The organism is Erwinia typographi (assembly GCF_000773975.1).
Taxonomy (GTDB): domain Bacteria; phylum Pseudomonadota; class Gammaproteobacteria; order Enterobacterales; family Enterobacteriaceae; genus Erwinia; species Erwinia typographi.
In genome coordinates, this window is record NZ_JRUQ01000038.1 from 60,237 (window position 1) to 76,039 (window position 15,803).

Annotated in this window: 18 protein-coding genes; 2 read left to right on the top strand and 16 right to left on the bottom strand. The window is 57.8% G+C overall.

Annotated elements, in window-relative coordinates; translation table 11 throughout:
* Positions 1-3 precede the first annotated feature (3 nt).
* Positions 4-519, bottom strand: coding sequence for a colicin immunity protein Cui (cui, locus tag NG99_RS12490; RefSeq protein WP_198138768.1), 516 nt, complete (start codon positions 517-519; stop codon positions 4-6).
* 470 nt (positions 520-989) lie between these two features.
* Between cui and NG99_RS12495 the strand changes: the two genes are divergently transcribed.
* Together NG99_RS12495 and NG99_RS12500 are read left to right on the top strand one after the other, a co-directional pair.
* Entirely contained in the window at positions 990-2,369 is a 1,380-nt protein-coding gene (locus tag NG99_RS12495) for a D-arabinono-1,4-lactone oxidase (protein WP_034893041.1), read from the top strand.
* Positions 2,370-2,387: 18 nt separating this feature from the next.
* The gene (locus NG99_RS12500) at positions 2,388-3,209 is read left to right on the top strand and encodes a glycosyltransferase family 8 protein (RefSeq protein ID WP_034893044.1); all 822 of its coding nucleotides are present in this window, start codon (positions 2,388-2,390) and stop codon (positions 3,207-3,209) included.
* 15 nt (positions 3,210-3,224) lie between these two features.
* On the opposite strand, the gene phnE (NG99_RS12505) is transcribed toward NG99_RS12500, so the two are convergent.
* The 15 genes from phnE (NG99_RS12505) to NG99_RS12575 all read right to left on the bottom strand — a co-directional run bounded on the left by phnE (NG99_RS12505) (position 3,225) and on the right by NG99_RS12575 (position 15,726).
* A complete protein-coding gene (phnE, locus tag NG99_RS12505; RefSeq protein WP_034893047.1) occupies positions 3,225-4,106 on the bottom strand; it encodes a phosphonate ABC transporter, permease protein PhnE in 882 nt (293 codons plus the stop codon).
* On the bottom strand, positions 4,103-4,972 hold the full coding sequence (phnE, locus tag NG99_RS12510) for a phosphonate ABC transporter, permease protein PhnE (RefSeq protein WP_034893051.1): 870 nt from the start codon (positions 4,970-4,972) through the stop codon (positions 4,103-4,105). The genes phnE (NG99_RS12505) and phnE (NG99_RS12510) overlap by 4 nt, the downstream gene beginning before the upstream one ends.
* A gap of 99 nt (positions 4,973-5,071) precedes the next feature.
* On the bottom strand, positions 5,072-5,995 hold the full coding sequence (gene phnD, locus NG99_RS12515; RefSeq protein WP_034893054.1) for a phosphonate ABC transporter substrate-binding protein: 924 nt from the start codon (positions 5,993-5,995) through the stop codon (positions 5,072-5,074).
* Positions 5,996-6,023: 28 nt separating this feature from the next.
* The gene (gene phnC / locus NG99_RS12520; RefSeq protein ID WP_034893058.1) at positions 6,024-6,857 is read right to left on the bottom strand and encodes a phosphonate ABC transporter ATP-binding protein; all 834 of its coding nucleotides are present in this window, start codon (positions 6,855-6,857) and stop codon (positions 6,024-6,026) included.
* A 180-nt stretch (positions 6,858-7,037) separates the two neighbouring features.
* Entirely contained in the window at positions 7,038-7,787 is a 750-nt protein-coding gene (phnP, locus tag NG99_RS12525; protein ID WP_034893061.1) for a phosphonate metabolism protein PhnP, read from the bottom strand.
* Positions 7,788-7,854: 67 nt separating this feature from the next.
* Positions 7,855-8,406, bottom strand: coding sequence for a ribose 1,5-bisphosphokinase (phnN, locus tag NG99_RS12530; RefSeq protein WP_034893189.1), 552 nt, complete (start codon positions 8,404-8,406; stop codon positions 7,855-7,857).
* Positions 8,406-9,542 (bottom strand): alpha-D-ribose 1-methylphosphonate 5-triphosphate diphosphatase, encoded by a 1,137-nt coding sequence (gene phnM / locus NG99_RS12535; RefSeq protein ID WP_034893064.1) that lies wholly within the window; start codon positions 9,540-9,542, stop codon positions 8,406-8,408. The genes phnN and phnM overlap by 1 nt, the downstream gene beginning before the upstream one ends.
* Positions 9,539-10,246 carry a phosphonate C-P lyase system protein PhnL gene (phnL, locus tag NG99_RS12540; RefSeq protein ID WP_034893068.1) on the bottom strand — a complete coding sequence of 236 codons (708 nt, stop codon included), beginning with the start codon at positions 10,244-10,246 and terminating at the stop codon, positions 9,539-9,541. Before phnL ends, phnM begins: the two co-directional genes overlap by 4 nt.
* A gap of 13 nt (positions 10,247-10,259) precedes the next feature.
* Entirely contained in the window at positions 10,260-11,021 is a 762-nt protein-coding gene (gene phnK, locus NG99_RS12545) for a phosphonate C-P lyase system protein PhnK (protein ID WP_034893071.1), read from the bottom strand.
* Positions 11,018-11,863, bottom strand: coding sequence for an alpha-D-ribose 1-methylphosphonate 5-phosphate C-P-lyase PhnJ (locus NG99_RS12550; protein ID WP_034893074.1), 846 nt, complete (start codon positions 11,861-11,863; stop codon positions 11,018-11,020). The genes phnK and NG99_RS12550 overlap by 4 nt, the downstream gene beginning before the upstream one ends.
* On the bottom strand, positions 11,856-12,929 hold the full coding sequence (locus NG99_RS12555) for a carbon-phosphorus lyase complex subunit PhnI (protein ID WP_034893077.1): 1,074 nt from the start codon (positions 12,927-12,929) through the stop codon (positions 11,856-11,858). Before NG99_RS12555 ends, NG99_RS12550 begins: the two co-directional genes overlap by 8 nt.
* Positions 12,929-13,504, bottom strand: coding sequence for a phosphonate C-P lyase system protein PhnH (phnH, locus tag NG99_RS12560; RefSeq protein ID WP_034893080.1), 576 nt, complete (start codon positions 13,502-13,504; stop codon positions 12,929-12,931). Before phnH ends, NG99_RS12555 begins: the two co-directional genes overlap by 1 nt.
* The gene (gene phnG, locus NG99_RS12565) at positions 13,501-13,950 is read right to left on the bottom strand and encodes a phosphonate C-P lyase system protein PhnG (protein WP_034893083.1); all 450 of its coding nucleotides are present in this window, start codon (positions 13,948-13,950) and stop codon (positions 13,501-13,503) included. Before phnG ends, phnH begins: the two co-directional genes overlap by 4 nt.
* Positions 13,951-14,667, bottom strand: coding sequence for a phosphonate metabolism transcriptional regulator PhnF (gene phnF / locus NG99_RS12570; RefSeq protein ID WP_084110513.1), 717 nt, complete (start codon positions 14,665-14,667; stop codon positions 13,951-13,953). It abuts the gene before it with no gap.
* Positions 14,668-14,877: 210 nt separating this feature from the next.
* Positions 14,878-15,726 (bottom strand): oxidoreductase, encoded by an 849-nt coding sequence (locus NG99_RS12575; protein ID WP_034893085.1) that lies wholly within the window; start codon positions 15,724-15,726, stop codon positions 14,878-14,880.
* Positions 15,727-15,803 lie beyond the last annotated feature (77 nt).

Here is a 15,803-nt window from a genome sequence, read left to right on the forward strand (position 1 = left end):
ATTTTAGCTTAAATTATTTTTTATAATAGAATTTAAAAAAATAAAAAATATCAGCAACGAAAAATACATCGCTGGGAATACTATAATAGTATAAAACAGACTCAATCCTAAGATGCCGTTTGTCAACCCTCGTATTAATCCATTTGCCTCAGTCAGCTCTAAATGACAAAAATAAAATAGATAATAAATTACAAAAACAAACAGAGCATACTGAAAAAAAGTAGCATATAACTTAAAATTAGTTTCGAACTTGTGCTTTAAATCCAAAGCTCTGTATAAAGTTAAAAATGCTATAAATGAGAGTAGTGGTGCGACAATCCCTACATAAGAGTTAAGCCTGTAACTTACTAATGGGAAATTCCCCGAAGTTATTCCACCATTGTTATTGATTATTTTTCCAAATAATATGACAGGAAAGTCAACACCACAAACAATCAGGAACATTGGCAATATACCAATTAAAAGAAAACCGATTGTAACCTTAGAAAAATTGCGTGCTATTGTAGATTTTTTATCCATAAAAACCCCTAATGGCGTTGTATAAAGTACCTTAATTAAGGCAAGAGTACACCGATAATATAGCATCCCCCTGTAACTTACTGTAGCCCTACTCTTTCGCTCTCACCGTCGACGGTCCTTCTTTTCGAGCCAATAACGCCGCCAGTTGTTAGTTATGCGATTTCAATGATTTAAATTCACCTGTCATAGCCGCTTTTGTTTCGGCACCTCAGTTGCTTCTTTCAGCGCCTTATCCAATGCTGTTTGTCAGGATTTCAGTTTTGTTTTAGTATGTTACGACTGCACTGGACTCAGGTCAAAAGCATCATTGTCTTCCCGGCGTTAGCGCACATTTCCCGTTCTATTACCCCCTCAAAACCGTTCTGAGGCATTTCTACTATGCTTACCGGTACTACAGGACGCCACGAAAGTGCATTTCTGTGCTTTTTCCCCATATTAATTTGTTATTGTCCTTTTGGAAGGAGTCGTCGATGACCAGTGAAAATGGCGGATACCCTCGTCGCAATCCTCAGCCCGTTGCCGATGGCAAAGTGTGGAACTGGGCGCAAAACGCCACGCTGGGCGATAAAAGCGCGGTCAGCACGCCGGAAACCGAAGCCGAACTACAGGCGCTGATCGCCGCCAGCGGTGGAAAAATCCGCGTGATGGGCAGCAGGATGTCGCCAGGGCGGATGCTGCAACTGGCCGACAGGGGCGATACCCTGCTGGATCTGAGCCGCCTGCGCGGGCTGCTGGCGGTGACCGAAGAGAGCGCAACCTTTGCTGGCGGTACGCCGCTGCACGAAGTGTATGAAATCCTCTCCGGGATGGGCAGAATGCTGCCCGCTTCGCCGGGGGTGATAGCCGCACAATCGCTGGCTGGCGCGCTGGCGACCGGCACCCACGGCCAGGGCCTACAGCAAAGTTCGATTGCCGATGAGGCGCTCAGCATCCGTATGGTGCTGGCGGACGGCAGCGTGGCGGAATATGACCGCCAACATCGCTGGTTCGGCGCCGTACAGCTCGGCTTAGGTTCACTAGGGGTTGTCACGCAGGTGACCCTGCGCACTCAGCCCTCGCTGGTTTATACCTGCTATAAAAATGCCGTCGCCGCCGATACGCTGGAGCAGGATCTTATCGACTGGAACCGGAACTACGCGCTGAGCAAAGCCTGGTGGTTCCCCAATGAAAATCAGGTTCACGTCTGGGCAGCCCGGGAAGCGACTGCGGATGAGGCTGCACGTTATCACGACAATAACGACGATCTGCTCAGGCAGGAAGAGACCAGCGATGCGATGAATGAGACCATCGATCAGACGCTTGAGCATATGCGAAGCGACACTAAAATTGTCGATGAAAACGGCAAGCCGTTCCGCACCGTCACGCGCTTCAAGGATTTCTCAGACGTCACCGGCGATGTCTATCAGGTCTTCTGCCGGGGCATCGCCACGCCACAAATCAATGTGGAAATTGCGATTCCGCTAGCCATAACTGGCGAGACGATCGGTAAGATTAAAGCGTGGCACAGCGCGACCCAACCTCATATGCACTACCCGATTATTCTGCGCTGCACCGGCCCTTCCTCTTGCTGGCTCAGCCCGGCGTATCAGCAGGAAACCTGCTTCTTTGGCTTCGTGGTCTATTACGCCGAAGACGGATCGCTTTCAGAAGAGGGCGTGAGCTTTCTGCGGGCGGTCGAAGAAGTGCTGGCGGAGGTTGGCGGCAGGCCGCACTGGGGAAAATATTTTGAGGCGCCGCTCTATAACTGGTCCGCGCTCTACCCGCACTGGGCTGACTTCGTTGAGGTTCGCCAGGCGTTGGACCCGCAGCACAAATTTGACAATGCGTTTACCTCAGCGCTATTTGACTGATTATCAAGGAGAAGGCCAATGAAGGCTTGGACGACCCTGCTGACGCAGCCTGGCTATCTGGCTGGCGTGCAGACGCTGAAGAAATCGCTAACGCAGGCTGGCAGCGCTTATCCGCTGGTGGTCATGGTAACGCAAAACATTGATGCCAAAACCCGCCTGACGCTGGAAAAGGAAGGCTGTCTGCTGCGCGATGTTCAGCCCATCAGCCCCAACCGCACCCTGAAACATAATTACGCCAACGCCCGCTTTGCGGAAGTCTGGACTAAACTGGCCGTCTGGAAGCTCATTGAATTCGAACGCGTGGTGTTCCTTGATGCGGACATGCTGGTTACGCAGAATATGGACGAGCTGTTCGATTTAGCGCTGGAAGATCAGGAGATCGCCGCCTGCCACGCCTGCCGCTGCAATCCGAACAAAATCCCCAGCTATCCCAAAAGCTGGCGACCGGAGAACTGCTTTTACAGCTATTGCCGGGGTTTGCAGCACAGCGAAGAGCTGGAGCAGGTAGATAACTACCTCAACGGCGGTTTTCTGGTGCTGAGGCCAGACGAAGCGGTGTTCGGGGAGATGGTGCAACAGCTGTCAGAGCTTGAGGATCTCTCCCGCTACCTGTTTGCCGAGCAGGATTTTCTCAACGACTTCTTCCATCAACGCTGGAAACCGCTGCCCTACATCTATAACGCGTTAAAAACGCTGCCCTTCCAGCACGCCGCAATGTGGGAGATCGATGAGGTGAAGAACCTGCACTTTATTATCGATAAGCCCTGGGAAAAGCCGCTGGACCCAAACGACAGGTACTATGCGTTAAATAAAATGTGGTGGGACACGGCAAAAAGCTGACCGTCGGCCGTCCCGCTACTTTTGTCCGAACAGCGGGATCGGCTTACCGGTGATGTAACGCTTGCGCAGCCTGGCGGAGACGTAATCCATGGCCATCACAATCACCACCAGAATCATGGTGATAAACATCACCACATCCCAGTTCCACAAGCGCATATTCTCCGCATAAACCAACCCTACGCCGCCAGCGCCGACAAAGCCCAGTACCGCCGCAGAACGGGTATTCGACTCAATCTGATACAGGCTCAGCGCCAGAAACGCCGGGAAGGATTGGGTAAAAATCCCGTAGCGGTGCTTTTGCAACGCGTTCGCGCCGACGGCGTTCAGGCCACGACCAGGCGAGCGTTCTACCGCCTCATGTCCTTCCGCATACAGTTTGCCGAGCAGCCCCACATCCTGCATCACAATCGCCAGCACGCCAGCCAGCGGTCCCATCCCCACCGCACGGACGAAAATCAGTCCCCAAATCGCCATATCAATCCCGCGCAGGATATCGAGCAGGCGGCGCACGACAAGCGCCACCGGACGAAGCGGCTTGGCAGACATCACGTTGCGGGCGGCCAGAAAGGAGATCGGCAGCGCCAGCAATGTCGCGGTGATCGTGCCGGCAAATACGATAGCAAGCGTGATAAATATCTGGTTGAAATAGTAGGCAAACGGCCAGTTTACCACGTCGTGCCAGACAAACATGCGCAGGAAATAGCGGCTAATCTGCGTGCTGCCGGTAGCCAGCTGCGCCCAGGAAATGCCGAACATATTAAAGAAGAAAACGTAATAGAGCAGCACGGCGGCGGCGAGCAGTCCAATCCTGCGCAGATAGCGGCGCTGAACGGCAAAAAGTTCGCGGTGCTGCGTCTTCAGGTCGTGTAATGCGTCCGAACTGGCTAATGCGATCATGCTGCCTGCCCCTCAACTACCCAACGGCGTAACCGCCCGGAGAGCGTATCCAGTAACGAGACCACCAGGATAATCAGCAGCATGGTCATGCTGACCTGATCGTAGCGGTCCAGCTTGATATTGGTCATCAGCTCCTGGCCGATGCCGCCCGCGCCCACCAGCCCCAGAATGGTGGACTGCCGGAAATTGACCTCAAGACGCATAAAGCTATAGGAGAGAAACACCGGCTTCACCTGCGGCCAGAGCGCGAAGCGCATTCTCTGAAGCGGCCCGGCGCCACAGGAAGCCAGCCCGCGACCGGGTTTGTCAGAAGTGCTTTCAATCGCTTCGTAAAACAGTTTGGTCAGGCTGCCAATGGTATGCAGCGCCAGCGCCATAAAGCCGGGGATCACGCCGATGCCAAAGGCCATCACAAACATCACCGCCCAGGCCAGCTCCGGCATAGTCCGTAAAAAAGCCACCGCAGCGCGGATGGCGTAGCGCAGCCAGACTGGCGACTGAGTATTGTCAGCGGCCAGGAACGCCAGAATCACCGCGGCGGCGACCGAGAGCAGCGTGGCGGCCAGCGCCAGGTTCAGCGTTTCCCAAATCAGCGGCAGCTGAATATGCAGCCGGTATCCCCAGTAAGCCAGCGACCCTTCGGTGTGCCCGTCGGCAAACAGCAGATTCCAGTGCAGCACCGGCACGGTTTCAGCAAGATAGTCGAAGAAGTGCGGCACAGAGGTCCAGAGTGTGCTCAGGCTGAATTCGGAGAGCGCGCCGGAGCCGAGGTAGAGAGCCAGAAGAATCAGCGACCAGAGAACCGTATCGCGTTTCTGCCTGCCACGGATCTGCTGATAATAGCGCTCGAAATCTGTGTTTTGCATACGTAAACCGGTTTTGAGTGGCGACCGCTAGCGGCCCATAAAACTTTCCGCACACGCAAGGTGGCGCCCGTCCCGCCCCGGCAAGACAGGCGCTACGGGTTAGCGCGCCTTCGTCAGCTCGCGTTTCATATCGATAATGTTCTGGTAATCCGCCACGGTACCCGGCGCAATATGCTGAGTACCGCCCATCGCTTTGATAAAGCAGCCGTGGTCGCTGGTATCCAGTTTCTTGATCGCGGTAATCAGCTTCGCTTTGAAATCAGCATCCAGCTTGTTGCTGACCAGGATTGGGCCGTTGGGGATCAGCGGCGATTCCCAGATAATGCGGATCTGCTTCATCAGGTCCGGGTGGTCCATACGAATCATGCGGGTGAACGCGCCTGCGGTGTAGCCAGTGTTGTAGTCGCCAATCATCGAGGCCCAGGTCACTGCGCCTTCGAACTGACCGTTCAGTACGCCCAACACGTCCTGTTCGTGACCGCCGGAGAAGGTCACGCTGGAGAAGAAGCCGTTGTATTTGTCGTCAATCGAGCCACCGAAGGTTTTCTTGAAGGTCTGGTTCGGGATCAGGAAGCCGGAAGTGGAGTCCGGGTCAGCCATACCAAACGATTTACCCTTCAGGTCTTCCAGCTTTTTGTACGGGCTGTCGGCTTTGACGATCACCACGGAGTGGTAGCCGGTAGACTTATCGCTGTCATCAGCGGCAATCCCTACCACCTCGACCGCGTTGGGATCGTTGAGGTAAACGGAAGCGTAAGAGGATGGCGACATGCTCAGCACCATATCCACTTTACCGCCCAGCAGGCCCTGGATAACGCCAGAGTAGTCGGATGAGTTGCGCAGTTTGGTGTCGGTTCCTAACTCTTTATCAAAGAAGGTTTTCACGCACTGGTTATCACCAATTTGCTGCGTGGCGTTCTGACCACCCAAAATGCCTAAGTTCAGTTCCTTTGGCGTGGCAGCCTGAGCAACGCCAGATGCCATTACGCTGACCAGAAGTGCCGATAAGAATAATTTTTTCATTGCTGAGTCCGTATCCCCAAAAAAGGTCTTAGTTAAGTTGCGCTCTTTCTTCGCCATACAGCGTATGGAGAAGATCTTCTGTTAACTGCGACGGATGCCCGTCAAATACAATCCGCCCTTTGGCAATGCCAATGGCGCGGGTGCAGTACTCTTTCACCAGCTCAACCGAGTGCAGGTTGACCATCACGCTGATGCCGTTGTCACTCACCTGACGCAGCACGTCCATGATGCGCCGGGTATTTTTCGGGTCGAGCGAGGCGACAGGTTCGTCGGCCAGCAGAATTTTCGGGTTCTGCATTAGCGCACGGCAAATCGCCACGCGCTGCATCTGTCCGCCGGAGAGGTTCTCCGCACGCTGTAACGCCTGCGGCAGCATATTCAGCCACTCCAGCAGGCCAATGGCGCGAGCGCGGTCGCTATCGGGGAACACTTTGAAGAAGGATTTCAGCGTGGAAGTCTGGCTGAGGCGGCCAAGCAAAACATTGGTGAGCACATCGAGGCGTGGGACCAGGCAGAAGTCCTGGAAAATCATCCCGCACTCGCTTCGCCACTGGCGCATCTGGCGGGCATTCAGCGCAACGATATTCTGCTGCTGACCGGATTCACGGTAATTAAGGATTTCACCTGCGGTAGCGGGCAGCGTGCCGTTCAGCACATGCAGCAGCGTCGACTTACCGGCACCTGAACGCCCTACAACCGCCACCAGCTCGCCAGCGTGCAGATCGAAATTGATGTCGTCCAGCACGCGACTCTGCGCGTTATACGCTTTGCCCAGCCCCTTCACGGCAAGCACTTTTTTCTGCGCCGAACGCAGTGGGGTGACCTCAGGAGCGGGGGCCGGTTTTAACATTGCCTGTGCCATAATTTTTCCCGTAGTGAGCCAGGCGTTACGCCTTGTGGGCCCTATTAACGGCGAGCGCAGTGACAGTTTAATGACGCCGGGATGATGAAAAAATGACGCGGGCCGATAGCCGGTTCCACATCTTGTGTTCAGACGCAGCGATTCCGCTGCCGGACCAGCCTGCGAGCAGCCCTCCACATTTCAGATCTCCAGCGTCAGCCCGTCATACGCCGCGGCCACGCTGTTCGGCAACTCGTTCTCCGCCAGCCAGTTATCCACCTCATGGCTGATATGCGTCAGCCAGGTCTGTCCCGGCGAGAGCTGATGATGAAGCGTCAGCGCCAGCGAGATATCGTTGTGGTTGTGCGGCGGGTCGTTGGCCGGCGCGTAGCTACAGTCGAGCACCAGATGATCCAAATTCCGCTGCTGTAGCCAGCTCAGGGTCTGCTCAGGCAACCCGACCGTATCCGTCAGGTAGGTCAGACGCCTGCCCTGATGTTCAATCAGATAGCCGTAGGTGACTTTAGAATGGATTAGCGGCAGCGGGGTGACCAGCAGCGTGCCGCAGGGCAGCGGGTCGAACGGCCGCAGGAACGGCTGAAACGCCAGCAGGCCGGGATGACGATAGAGATCGTCACAGCCCTGCTCGTCAGGCGGACAGTAAACCGGAATTTTTGGCCCCTTTCCCCAGCGCAGCGCAAACAACCCCTGCACATGGTCCATATGAAAGTGGGTTAATAAAATGCGATCCAGCTCGCCGGGAGCAAACTGTTTCTCCAGATGGCAAAGACCGGCGTCCAGCAGCGTGGTCTGCCCGTCGTGGCGGATCACCGCGCTGGCTGGCCCTCGCCGTCGTTCGGGCTGCTGCTGCGCCAGCTCGCAGGCCGGACAAAAGCAGCCAAATACCGGAACCTGGCGCACGTCGCCGGTGCCTGAAAAGGTAAATTTCATAGCCGAATGACTCCATCAGCAGGAGCAGGCCCTGTCGCTTACGGGCCTGGCCTCGCGCCGCAAGGTTTCAGGATCGCCCATTCACAGGATCGGCCAGCAGCGTAAGAAACTGGCTAAGCGTCTGACTCAGCGGGCCGTCGTTGTTAAGCATCATGCACGAGGCGGGCGGCAGCGCTTCGACAGCCCGCCGCAGCCGCTGGGCAATCTGCTCTTCCCCTTCCCTGCCGCGCTGCCTGAGGCGCTGGACCAGCACCGCGGGCGAGACCTGAAGACAAACCGGCAGCAGCCTGCTGCCATAGCGCAACTCCACCGCTGGCAGATGCTGCCGCGAGCCGTTAACCACCACCGCCAGCCCCTGCTCAAGCCAGAGATCGATTTCCACCCCGAGCGCGTAGTGGTGCTGATGCGCCTGCCAGTCGATGGCGAACAGCCCTTTCTCCCGACGGCGGTGAAATTCGGTTTCGCTGAGGGCAATATGATTTTCGCCCCCGGCATCGGCCGCGCGGGTAATATAGCGATGCGCTACCAGCACGCCCGGCGGCGCCGTTTCCCGCAGCGCATCAAGCAGGCTGTCCTTACCTGAACCCGACGCGCCCATCAGCCAGATTAGCCTCGCCATCACCAGACGGCCCGACCTTTCGCCCACACCGACTTCACGTAGACCTGCTGCTGATGCTGCGTCACCAGCACCAGATCGGCCCGTTTCCCTTCGGCAATCACGCCGCGATCGGTCAGACCAATTGAGCGCGCGGGATTACTGGTGACCATCGCAATCGTCTCCGGCAGCTGGTAGTGATTGCTTTCATCTCGTGCCAGCCGGAAGGCGGCGTCCAGCAGGCTGGCAGGATAGTAATCCGACGAGAGGATATCGAGCATGCCGAGCGATGCCAGCCGGTGCGCCGCTACGTTGCCGGAGTGCGAACCGCCGCGCACAATGTTCGGTGCGCCCATCAGGACCTGCAAACCCCGTTCGCGAGAGGCCTGCGCGGCCTCTTCGGTGGTCGGGAATTCAGCGATGGTGCTACCGATACTCATCGACTCTTCCGCGTGCGCCAGCGTGGCGTCGTCATGGCTGGCCAGCGGGATGCGGTGCTGGCGGCACCAGGCCGAAATCGCCTGCCGGTTCGGCTGCGACCAGCGCTCGGCAAAGCGCAGCTGGCTGGATTCGAACTCATCCATCTCCGTATCATTCAGGTTGTACTTGCCCTGGAAATAGACGCGGTACTTTTCCAGCGAGGTGTACTGGCGTTGCCCCGGCGAATGGTCCATCAGCGACACCAGCGACAGCTCCGGCGTGCACATCAGCTGCTCAAACAGCGGCAGCGTGGAGTCGTGCGGCAGTTCGCAGCGCAGGTGAATGCGGTGCTCAGCGCGGTTCAGGCGGTGCTTCTCGCTGTACTGGATCGCGCCAATCATCTTTTGCAGATTATCAAGGCGGTGGCCGCCGTCACGCACGTCCCCCACCCCAATCGCATCCAGCACCGTGGTAATACCGTTGGCGACCATCAGCGCATCGTGGCTGCTCATGGCGGAGTGTGCCGGCCAGTCGACCTTTGGCCGGGGCGTAAAGAATTTGTCGAGGTTGTCGGTGTGCAGCTCCACCATGCCAGGCATCAGCCAGTTGCCCTCGCCGTCGATCGCCTGCGGCAGCTGGCTTGGCGTGTCGGAAAAGGCCTGAATCACGCCGTTCTCACACGCCAGCGAGCCGCTGACCACTTCATTTTCCAGAATCAGTTTGACGTTATTGATGATCATAAAACGCTCTCGGCAACAGGGTTCATAACATGGAGACGGTTGGCTATACGCTCGCGGATCGCGTTGTCATGGAAAATACCAACAATAGCGGCGCCCCGCTCGCGGGCTTGTTCAATCAGGCTGACGACCGCGGCGCTGTTGGCGCTGTCCAGCGAGGCGGTCGGCTCGTCCAGCAGCAGCAGCGGGTAATCAGCGATAAATCCTCTGGCGATATTCACGCGCTGCTGTTCACCGCCGGAAAAAGTCGAAGGGGCCAAATCCCACAGCCGGGCAGGCACGTTCAGGCGGCTAAGCAGCGCCTTCGCCCGTTCTTCGCTTTGCTGGCGATCCGTCCCGCGCTCCAGCAGCGGTTGCATCACCACCTCCAGCGTGGAAATGCGTGGGATCACCCGCAGAAACTGGCTCACCCAGCCGATGGTGTCACGGCGTAGTCTCAGGATCTGCCGGGCTGGCGCGTTGACCAGATCGACCCACTCCTGCTGATGCTGATGCTGAACCCAGATATGGCCGCTGTCCGGCAGATAGTTGGCGTACAGCGAGCGCAGTAGCGTAGATTTTCCACTGCCCGAATGGCCGTGCAGCACCACGCACTCACCGGCAGCCACCTGTAGACTGGCGTTATGCAGCACCGGAAGCTCCGCACCGTGCTGGTTATGCAGCACGAACGTTTTTGACAAATTTTCGACGCGAAGTTGAAGAGTCATATTTATTCTCTGTTTAGCCCAGCACGGAGGAGACCAGCAGTTGCGTGTACGGATGGTGCGGGTCGTCCAGCACCCGGTCAGTCAGACCGCTCTCCACCACTTCGCCCTCTTTCATCACCAGCAAACGGTGCGCCAGCAGACGTGCTACCCCCAGATCGTGGGTGACGATCACCACCGCAAGATTGAGATCCCTCACCAGGCTGCGCAGCAGGTCCAGCAGGCGCGCCTGGACCGACACGTCCAGACCGCCGGTTGGCTCATCCATAAAGACCAGCTTTGGATGGGTGACCAGGTTGCGGGCTATTTGCAGGCGCTGCTGCATACCGCCAGAAAAGGTGCCGGGGAGATCGTCAATCCGCGCCAGCGGGATCTCAACATCCTGCAACCACCTGCTGGCCGTTTCACGGATGTTGCCGTAGTGGCGTTCGCCAACCGCCATCAGCCGCTCGCCGATGTTTCCGCCAGCAGAAACCTGCGCACGCAGGCCGTCCATCGGATACTGATGCACCACGCCCCATTCGGTGCGCAGCAGGCGGCGGCGTTCGCTCTCGCTCAACGCATAAAGCGCCTGCCCCCGGTAGACAATTTCGCCCTGCTGCGGGGTTAGCCGTGCTGAAATCGCTTTTAGCAGCGTCGTTTTGCCCGAGCCGGACTCGCCGACGATGCCCAGCACTTCGCCCGGATAGAGTTCAAACGAGACGCCGCTAAAACCTTTGCCCGGCGCGTAGAGGTGGGTTAACTGGTTGACCGCCAGCAGCGGTTGTTCGCTGATCATGCTTGTTGCGCCTCTTGTTGCTGATGGCAATAATCGGTGTCGGAGCAGACGAACAGCCTTGTTCCCCGATCGTCCAGCACCACTTCATCCAGATAGCTGCTGCGCGACCCGCAGATTGCGCAGGGTTCTGACCACTTCTGCACGCTGAACGGATGATCGTCAAAGTCCAGGCTTTCCACTTTGGTATAGGGCGGCAGCGCGTAAATGCGCTTTTCGCGCCCGGCGCCAAACAGCTGCAGCGCGGGCATCATATGCATCTTCGGGTTGTCGAATTTTGGGACAGGCGACGGGGCCATGACGTAGCGATCGTTCACCCTCACCGGGTAGTCATAGCTGGTGGCGATATGGCCGTAGCGGGCAATGTCTTCGTACAGCTTCACCTGCATGATGCCGTACTCCTCCAGCGCGTGCATGGTGCGGGTTTCGGTCTCGTGCGGCTCGATAAAGCGCAGCGGATCGGGGATCGGCACCTGAAAAACCAGAATTTGATCTTCGGTGAGCGGCGTTTCAGGAATGCGGTGACGCGTCTGGATCAACGTGGCGTCAACCGTGCGCTCCGTCGTTGCCGCGCCGCTGACGCGCTGAAAAAAACGCCGGATGGAGACGGCATTGGTGGTGTCATCCGCGCCCTGGTCGATCACTTTCAGCACGTCGTGCTCGCCGATAATGCTGGCGGTCAGCTGAATGCCGCCGGTTCCCCAGCCGTACGGCATCGGCATTTCCCGCCCGCCAAACGGCACCTGATAACCAGGGATCGCCACCGCTTTGAGGATTGCCCGCCGAATGGTTCGTTTGCTCTGCTCATCAAGGTAACCGGGGTTATAACCGCTCAGTTCAGTCACGGTGCTTCTCCTGATAGTCGGCACGCAGGCGGTTGAGCAGCTCAAGCTCGGCCTGGAAATCAACATAGTGAGGAAGTTTGAGGTGGGAAACGAAGCCCGCCGCCTCAACGTTATCGGCGTGGGAGAGTACAAACTCCTCGTCCTGCGCCGGGCTGGTGACGCGCTCGCCATACTGGTCGGTTTGCAGCGCGCGGTCGACCAGCGCCATCGCCATCGCCTTGCGCTCGGTGCGGCCAAAGACCAGGCCGTAGCCACGGGTCAGGTGCGGCGCCTTATCGGCAGGAGTGGTAAAACCGTTGACCATTTCGCACTCGGTCAGCAGAATTTCGCCAATCTCAAGCGGAAAACCCAGCTCTTCAGGCTCAATTGTCACCGTGACATAACCGGTGCGAATCTCACCGGCAAACGGATGATTGCGCCCGTAGCCACGCTGGGTGGAGTAGCCCAGCGCCAACAGAAAGCCTTCATCGCCGCGCACCAGCTGCTGGAGTCGGGCTGAACGAGGCGAAGGATAGGAAGGCGGGGCGCGGGTGATATCCACCGGATCGCTGCCGTCATCCCGCTCTTCCGCTGCCAGCCCTTCCCGGGTCATCAGATCAAACATATGCGGGCAGCTTGCGTCCAGCGGCTGTTCAGCACGCGGAGCCTGCGGGGCTTTGCCCTCGGCCAAGAGCGTGAAGTCCAGCAGACGATGGGTATAGTCATAGGTTGGGCCGAGAACCTGACCACCGGGCAAATCTTTATAAACCGCAGAAATTCGGCGCTCCAGGCGCATATTCTCAGTCGCCAGCGGCAGACTGTCGGCGAGGCGAGGCAGCGTAGTGCGATAAGCCCGCAGCAGAAATATAGCTTCGACCAGATCGCCGCTCGCCTGCTTGATAGCCAGCGCGGCCAGCTCCCGATCGTGGATGCCGCCTTCAGTCATCACGCGATCGACCGCCAGCCCAAGCTGTTGGTCAATTTGTTGACACTGCAACGCCTCTTTCCCTGCGCCCCGGCGCAGGTTTTCCTGTAGCTGATGGGCCGCCTGTATCGCTTTTTCGCCCCCTTTAACGGCAACGTACATCAGCAGACCCTCACGTCGGTGGTGCGCGGCAGCGCCATCATGTTTTCGCCACAGGTGAAGATCAGATCAATCCCCTGGGGGAAAGTGTGCGGGCGGTCACGCAGATATTGCAGCACGCTTTCCGGCAGCTGCGGAGCAATCGCACGAGTCTCCAGCAGGCCAGGGCCGCTCAGTCGCAGCGTCAGGCCGCCGTTTAACGCTGGCACCTCAATAATCACCGTGGTGCTTTTTTCCGGAGAGACGTTTTCACCCGGCGCAAACTGCCCGATAGCGGTATCGGAGCGGGGATGCAGTAAAGCAAAGGGGGCGTCGGTCTGCTCGGTGACCGGCGCGCCGGTATGGAAGCGCAGATTGGTCAGCAGCGCGTCGTCGCGCAGGGTCTTGTCGAGATACAGCGGCGTTTCGCGGTCTACCAGGGTCATCAGCACCGCCGTTGCCGCAGAAGAGGCGTTGCCCCAGGCGGGCAGCTGAGGCAGCGACACCATCACGCCAGGCTCGCTCATGGCTTTCAGAATGCGGCGGAAGGCACGCTGCGAATCCGCAACGGGGTGGGTAAAGCTGGCGAGTAGAGTCATGAGTTATTTCCCCGGACAAGGGTAAAGAAGTCGACGCGGCTGCTGGCGATTTCGCGAGAGCGCAGCGTTTGCTGCTCCTGACGAGCGGCGGCCAGCGGCGCAATGATTGTCTGCTGAATCAGCTCGGCGTGGCTGCTTTGCTGTAATAATCCATCGATCAGGGCACAGAGTTCGGCATGTGCTTTATTACGGGTGAGAACGTAGCTGTAACCGCAGACGCCATCTTCCAGACGCACCACGGCGCGGGTAACCACGGTATCGCCAAGAATAAAGCGGCGACCGGTTCCCCCCATTCTCGCCTGCAGGCGGGTCAGGCCGGTTTCCGGCGCGCGTAACTGTTCATAACGCGGATGAAGTTGCAGCGGCTGCCAGTGAGCCAGCAACTGGTCGGGCTGGCTGTGGGCCAGCACCGAGAGCCAGCGCTGCCTTGCCTTGATTGGGTCCATTTAGTGCTCCAGCGTCAGTTCAATCATGTCGGCGCGCGTCAGGCTGACGGAATATTCCGCCAGGTGGTCGTCACCGGTGGTGTTAAGCGTGCGGACGCACAGCAGAGGAGAATGCAGCGACACTTCCAGCAGCTTGCTTTCCCTGGCCTGAGCGCGACGGGCGGTGATGCGGGTTTGCTTACGCGACAACGAAAGCGTCAGCTCCCGCTGCATAAAATCGTGCAGCGACCCGCTGCTAAACTGCTGCAACGTCGGCCACCAGCGCGGGTCCGGCAGATAATGATTGATTACGCAAACCGGCACGCCGTTGACGCGGCGCAGCGTGCGCAGGTGAATAACCGTGTCGCCCTCGGTGAGGCCGAGCGCGGCGGCGATCTCGGCATTACAGGGGCGCAGCACGGCGAGCAGGCGCTCGCTGGTGGGATGGCTCCCCTGCTCCAGCAGGTTCTGGCTGAAGCGCGCCTGCGAGTGCAGCGGATAGTTATAGGGACGCATCAGCACCAGGATGCCAACGCCCTGCCGCCGCTGAACCAGGCCTTTATTGACCAGTTCGTCTACCGCGCGACGCAGCGTGTGGCGGTTGACGGCGTAGCGTTCCGCCAGCTGTTTTTCAGAAGGGAGGTATTCACCACAGCGATAGTTTTGGCTCAGCTCCTCTTCCAGCTGAGCAGCGATAGCCTGATATACAGTGGTCGGATGTCTGGACAGGTTCAGCATATAAAAAATCCTCGATCGCAGGGGAAGAGGCGACGTCGCTGAGGGTGAACTCTGGCGACCTGACTTTTTCAATGCAGTTATGGTGACGTGAAAATATGACAGCGGGGTTAAGGCGGCGTGTCGGCGAGATGAATTCGTTGACGAAGTTCCTCCGCTGCCGCCAGGCAGTCTCTTCAGCCCGGCCAGGGCGATCGGGCTGAAGTTGTTTTGCTAGTTTTTAGGGAAATCCGTGCCTACAGACGTCGCCTTCCAGCTCTCGATCTCGCTCAGGCGGGCTTTAATTTTTTCGGTTACCGTATCGTAGCCCCAGGCGCCCATCACCAGATGGCGCGGCGCGTCACGGCTTTCAGTGATAGCGATCATCGCCTGCGCCGCACGAACCGGATCACCCGCCTGTTTGCCGCTGTTATCTGCGGTTCCCTTCATCCTCGCAGCCGCAGTTTCTGCGTAATCGCTAATTTTGCTCGGCGTCTGGCGCAGCGAACGTCCTGCCCAGTCGGTACGGAACGGGCCCGGCTCAACGCAGGTGACCTGAACGCCCAACGGCCCGACTTCTGCCTGCAGCGAATCGGACCAGCCTTCCACCGCGTGTTTGCTGGCGGAGTAATAGCCCGAACCAGGGAAGCCAACCAGGCCAGCAACGGAGGTAATATTGATCACATGCCCACTTCTGGCCTTGCGCATGGCGGGCAGTACCGCTCTCGTCATCGCAAACAGGCCAAAAACATTGGCATCGAACTGGGCACGAATCTCCTGCTCGTCGCCCTCTTCTATCGAGGTCTGATAGCCATAGCCCGCGTTGTTGACCAGCACGTCAATGGTGCCGAATTTCGCCAGCGCCGCCTCGACGCCCTGTTTAATTGCGCCGCTGTCGGTGACGTCCAACGCCAGGGCCAGCGCGCGATCTTCCGCCCCTGAAACAAGGTCGTCGACTTTACTTTTATCGCGGGCGGTAACCACTACCCTGACCTTCTTTTTCAGCAGTTCTTTTACCAGTTCGCGGCCGAACCCCGTTGAACAGCCGGTGATAAACCAAACGGGATCTTTTTCGATAGCCATGTCGTTATCCTCAATGTGGTTGTGTTGAAAATGAGAACCCCGCCACGAACGCAGAGGGGATAAAGCGTGAACAAAGC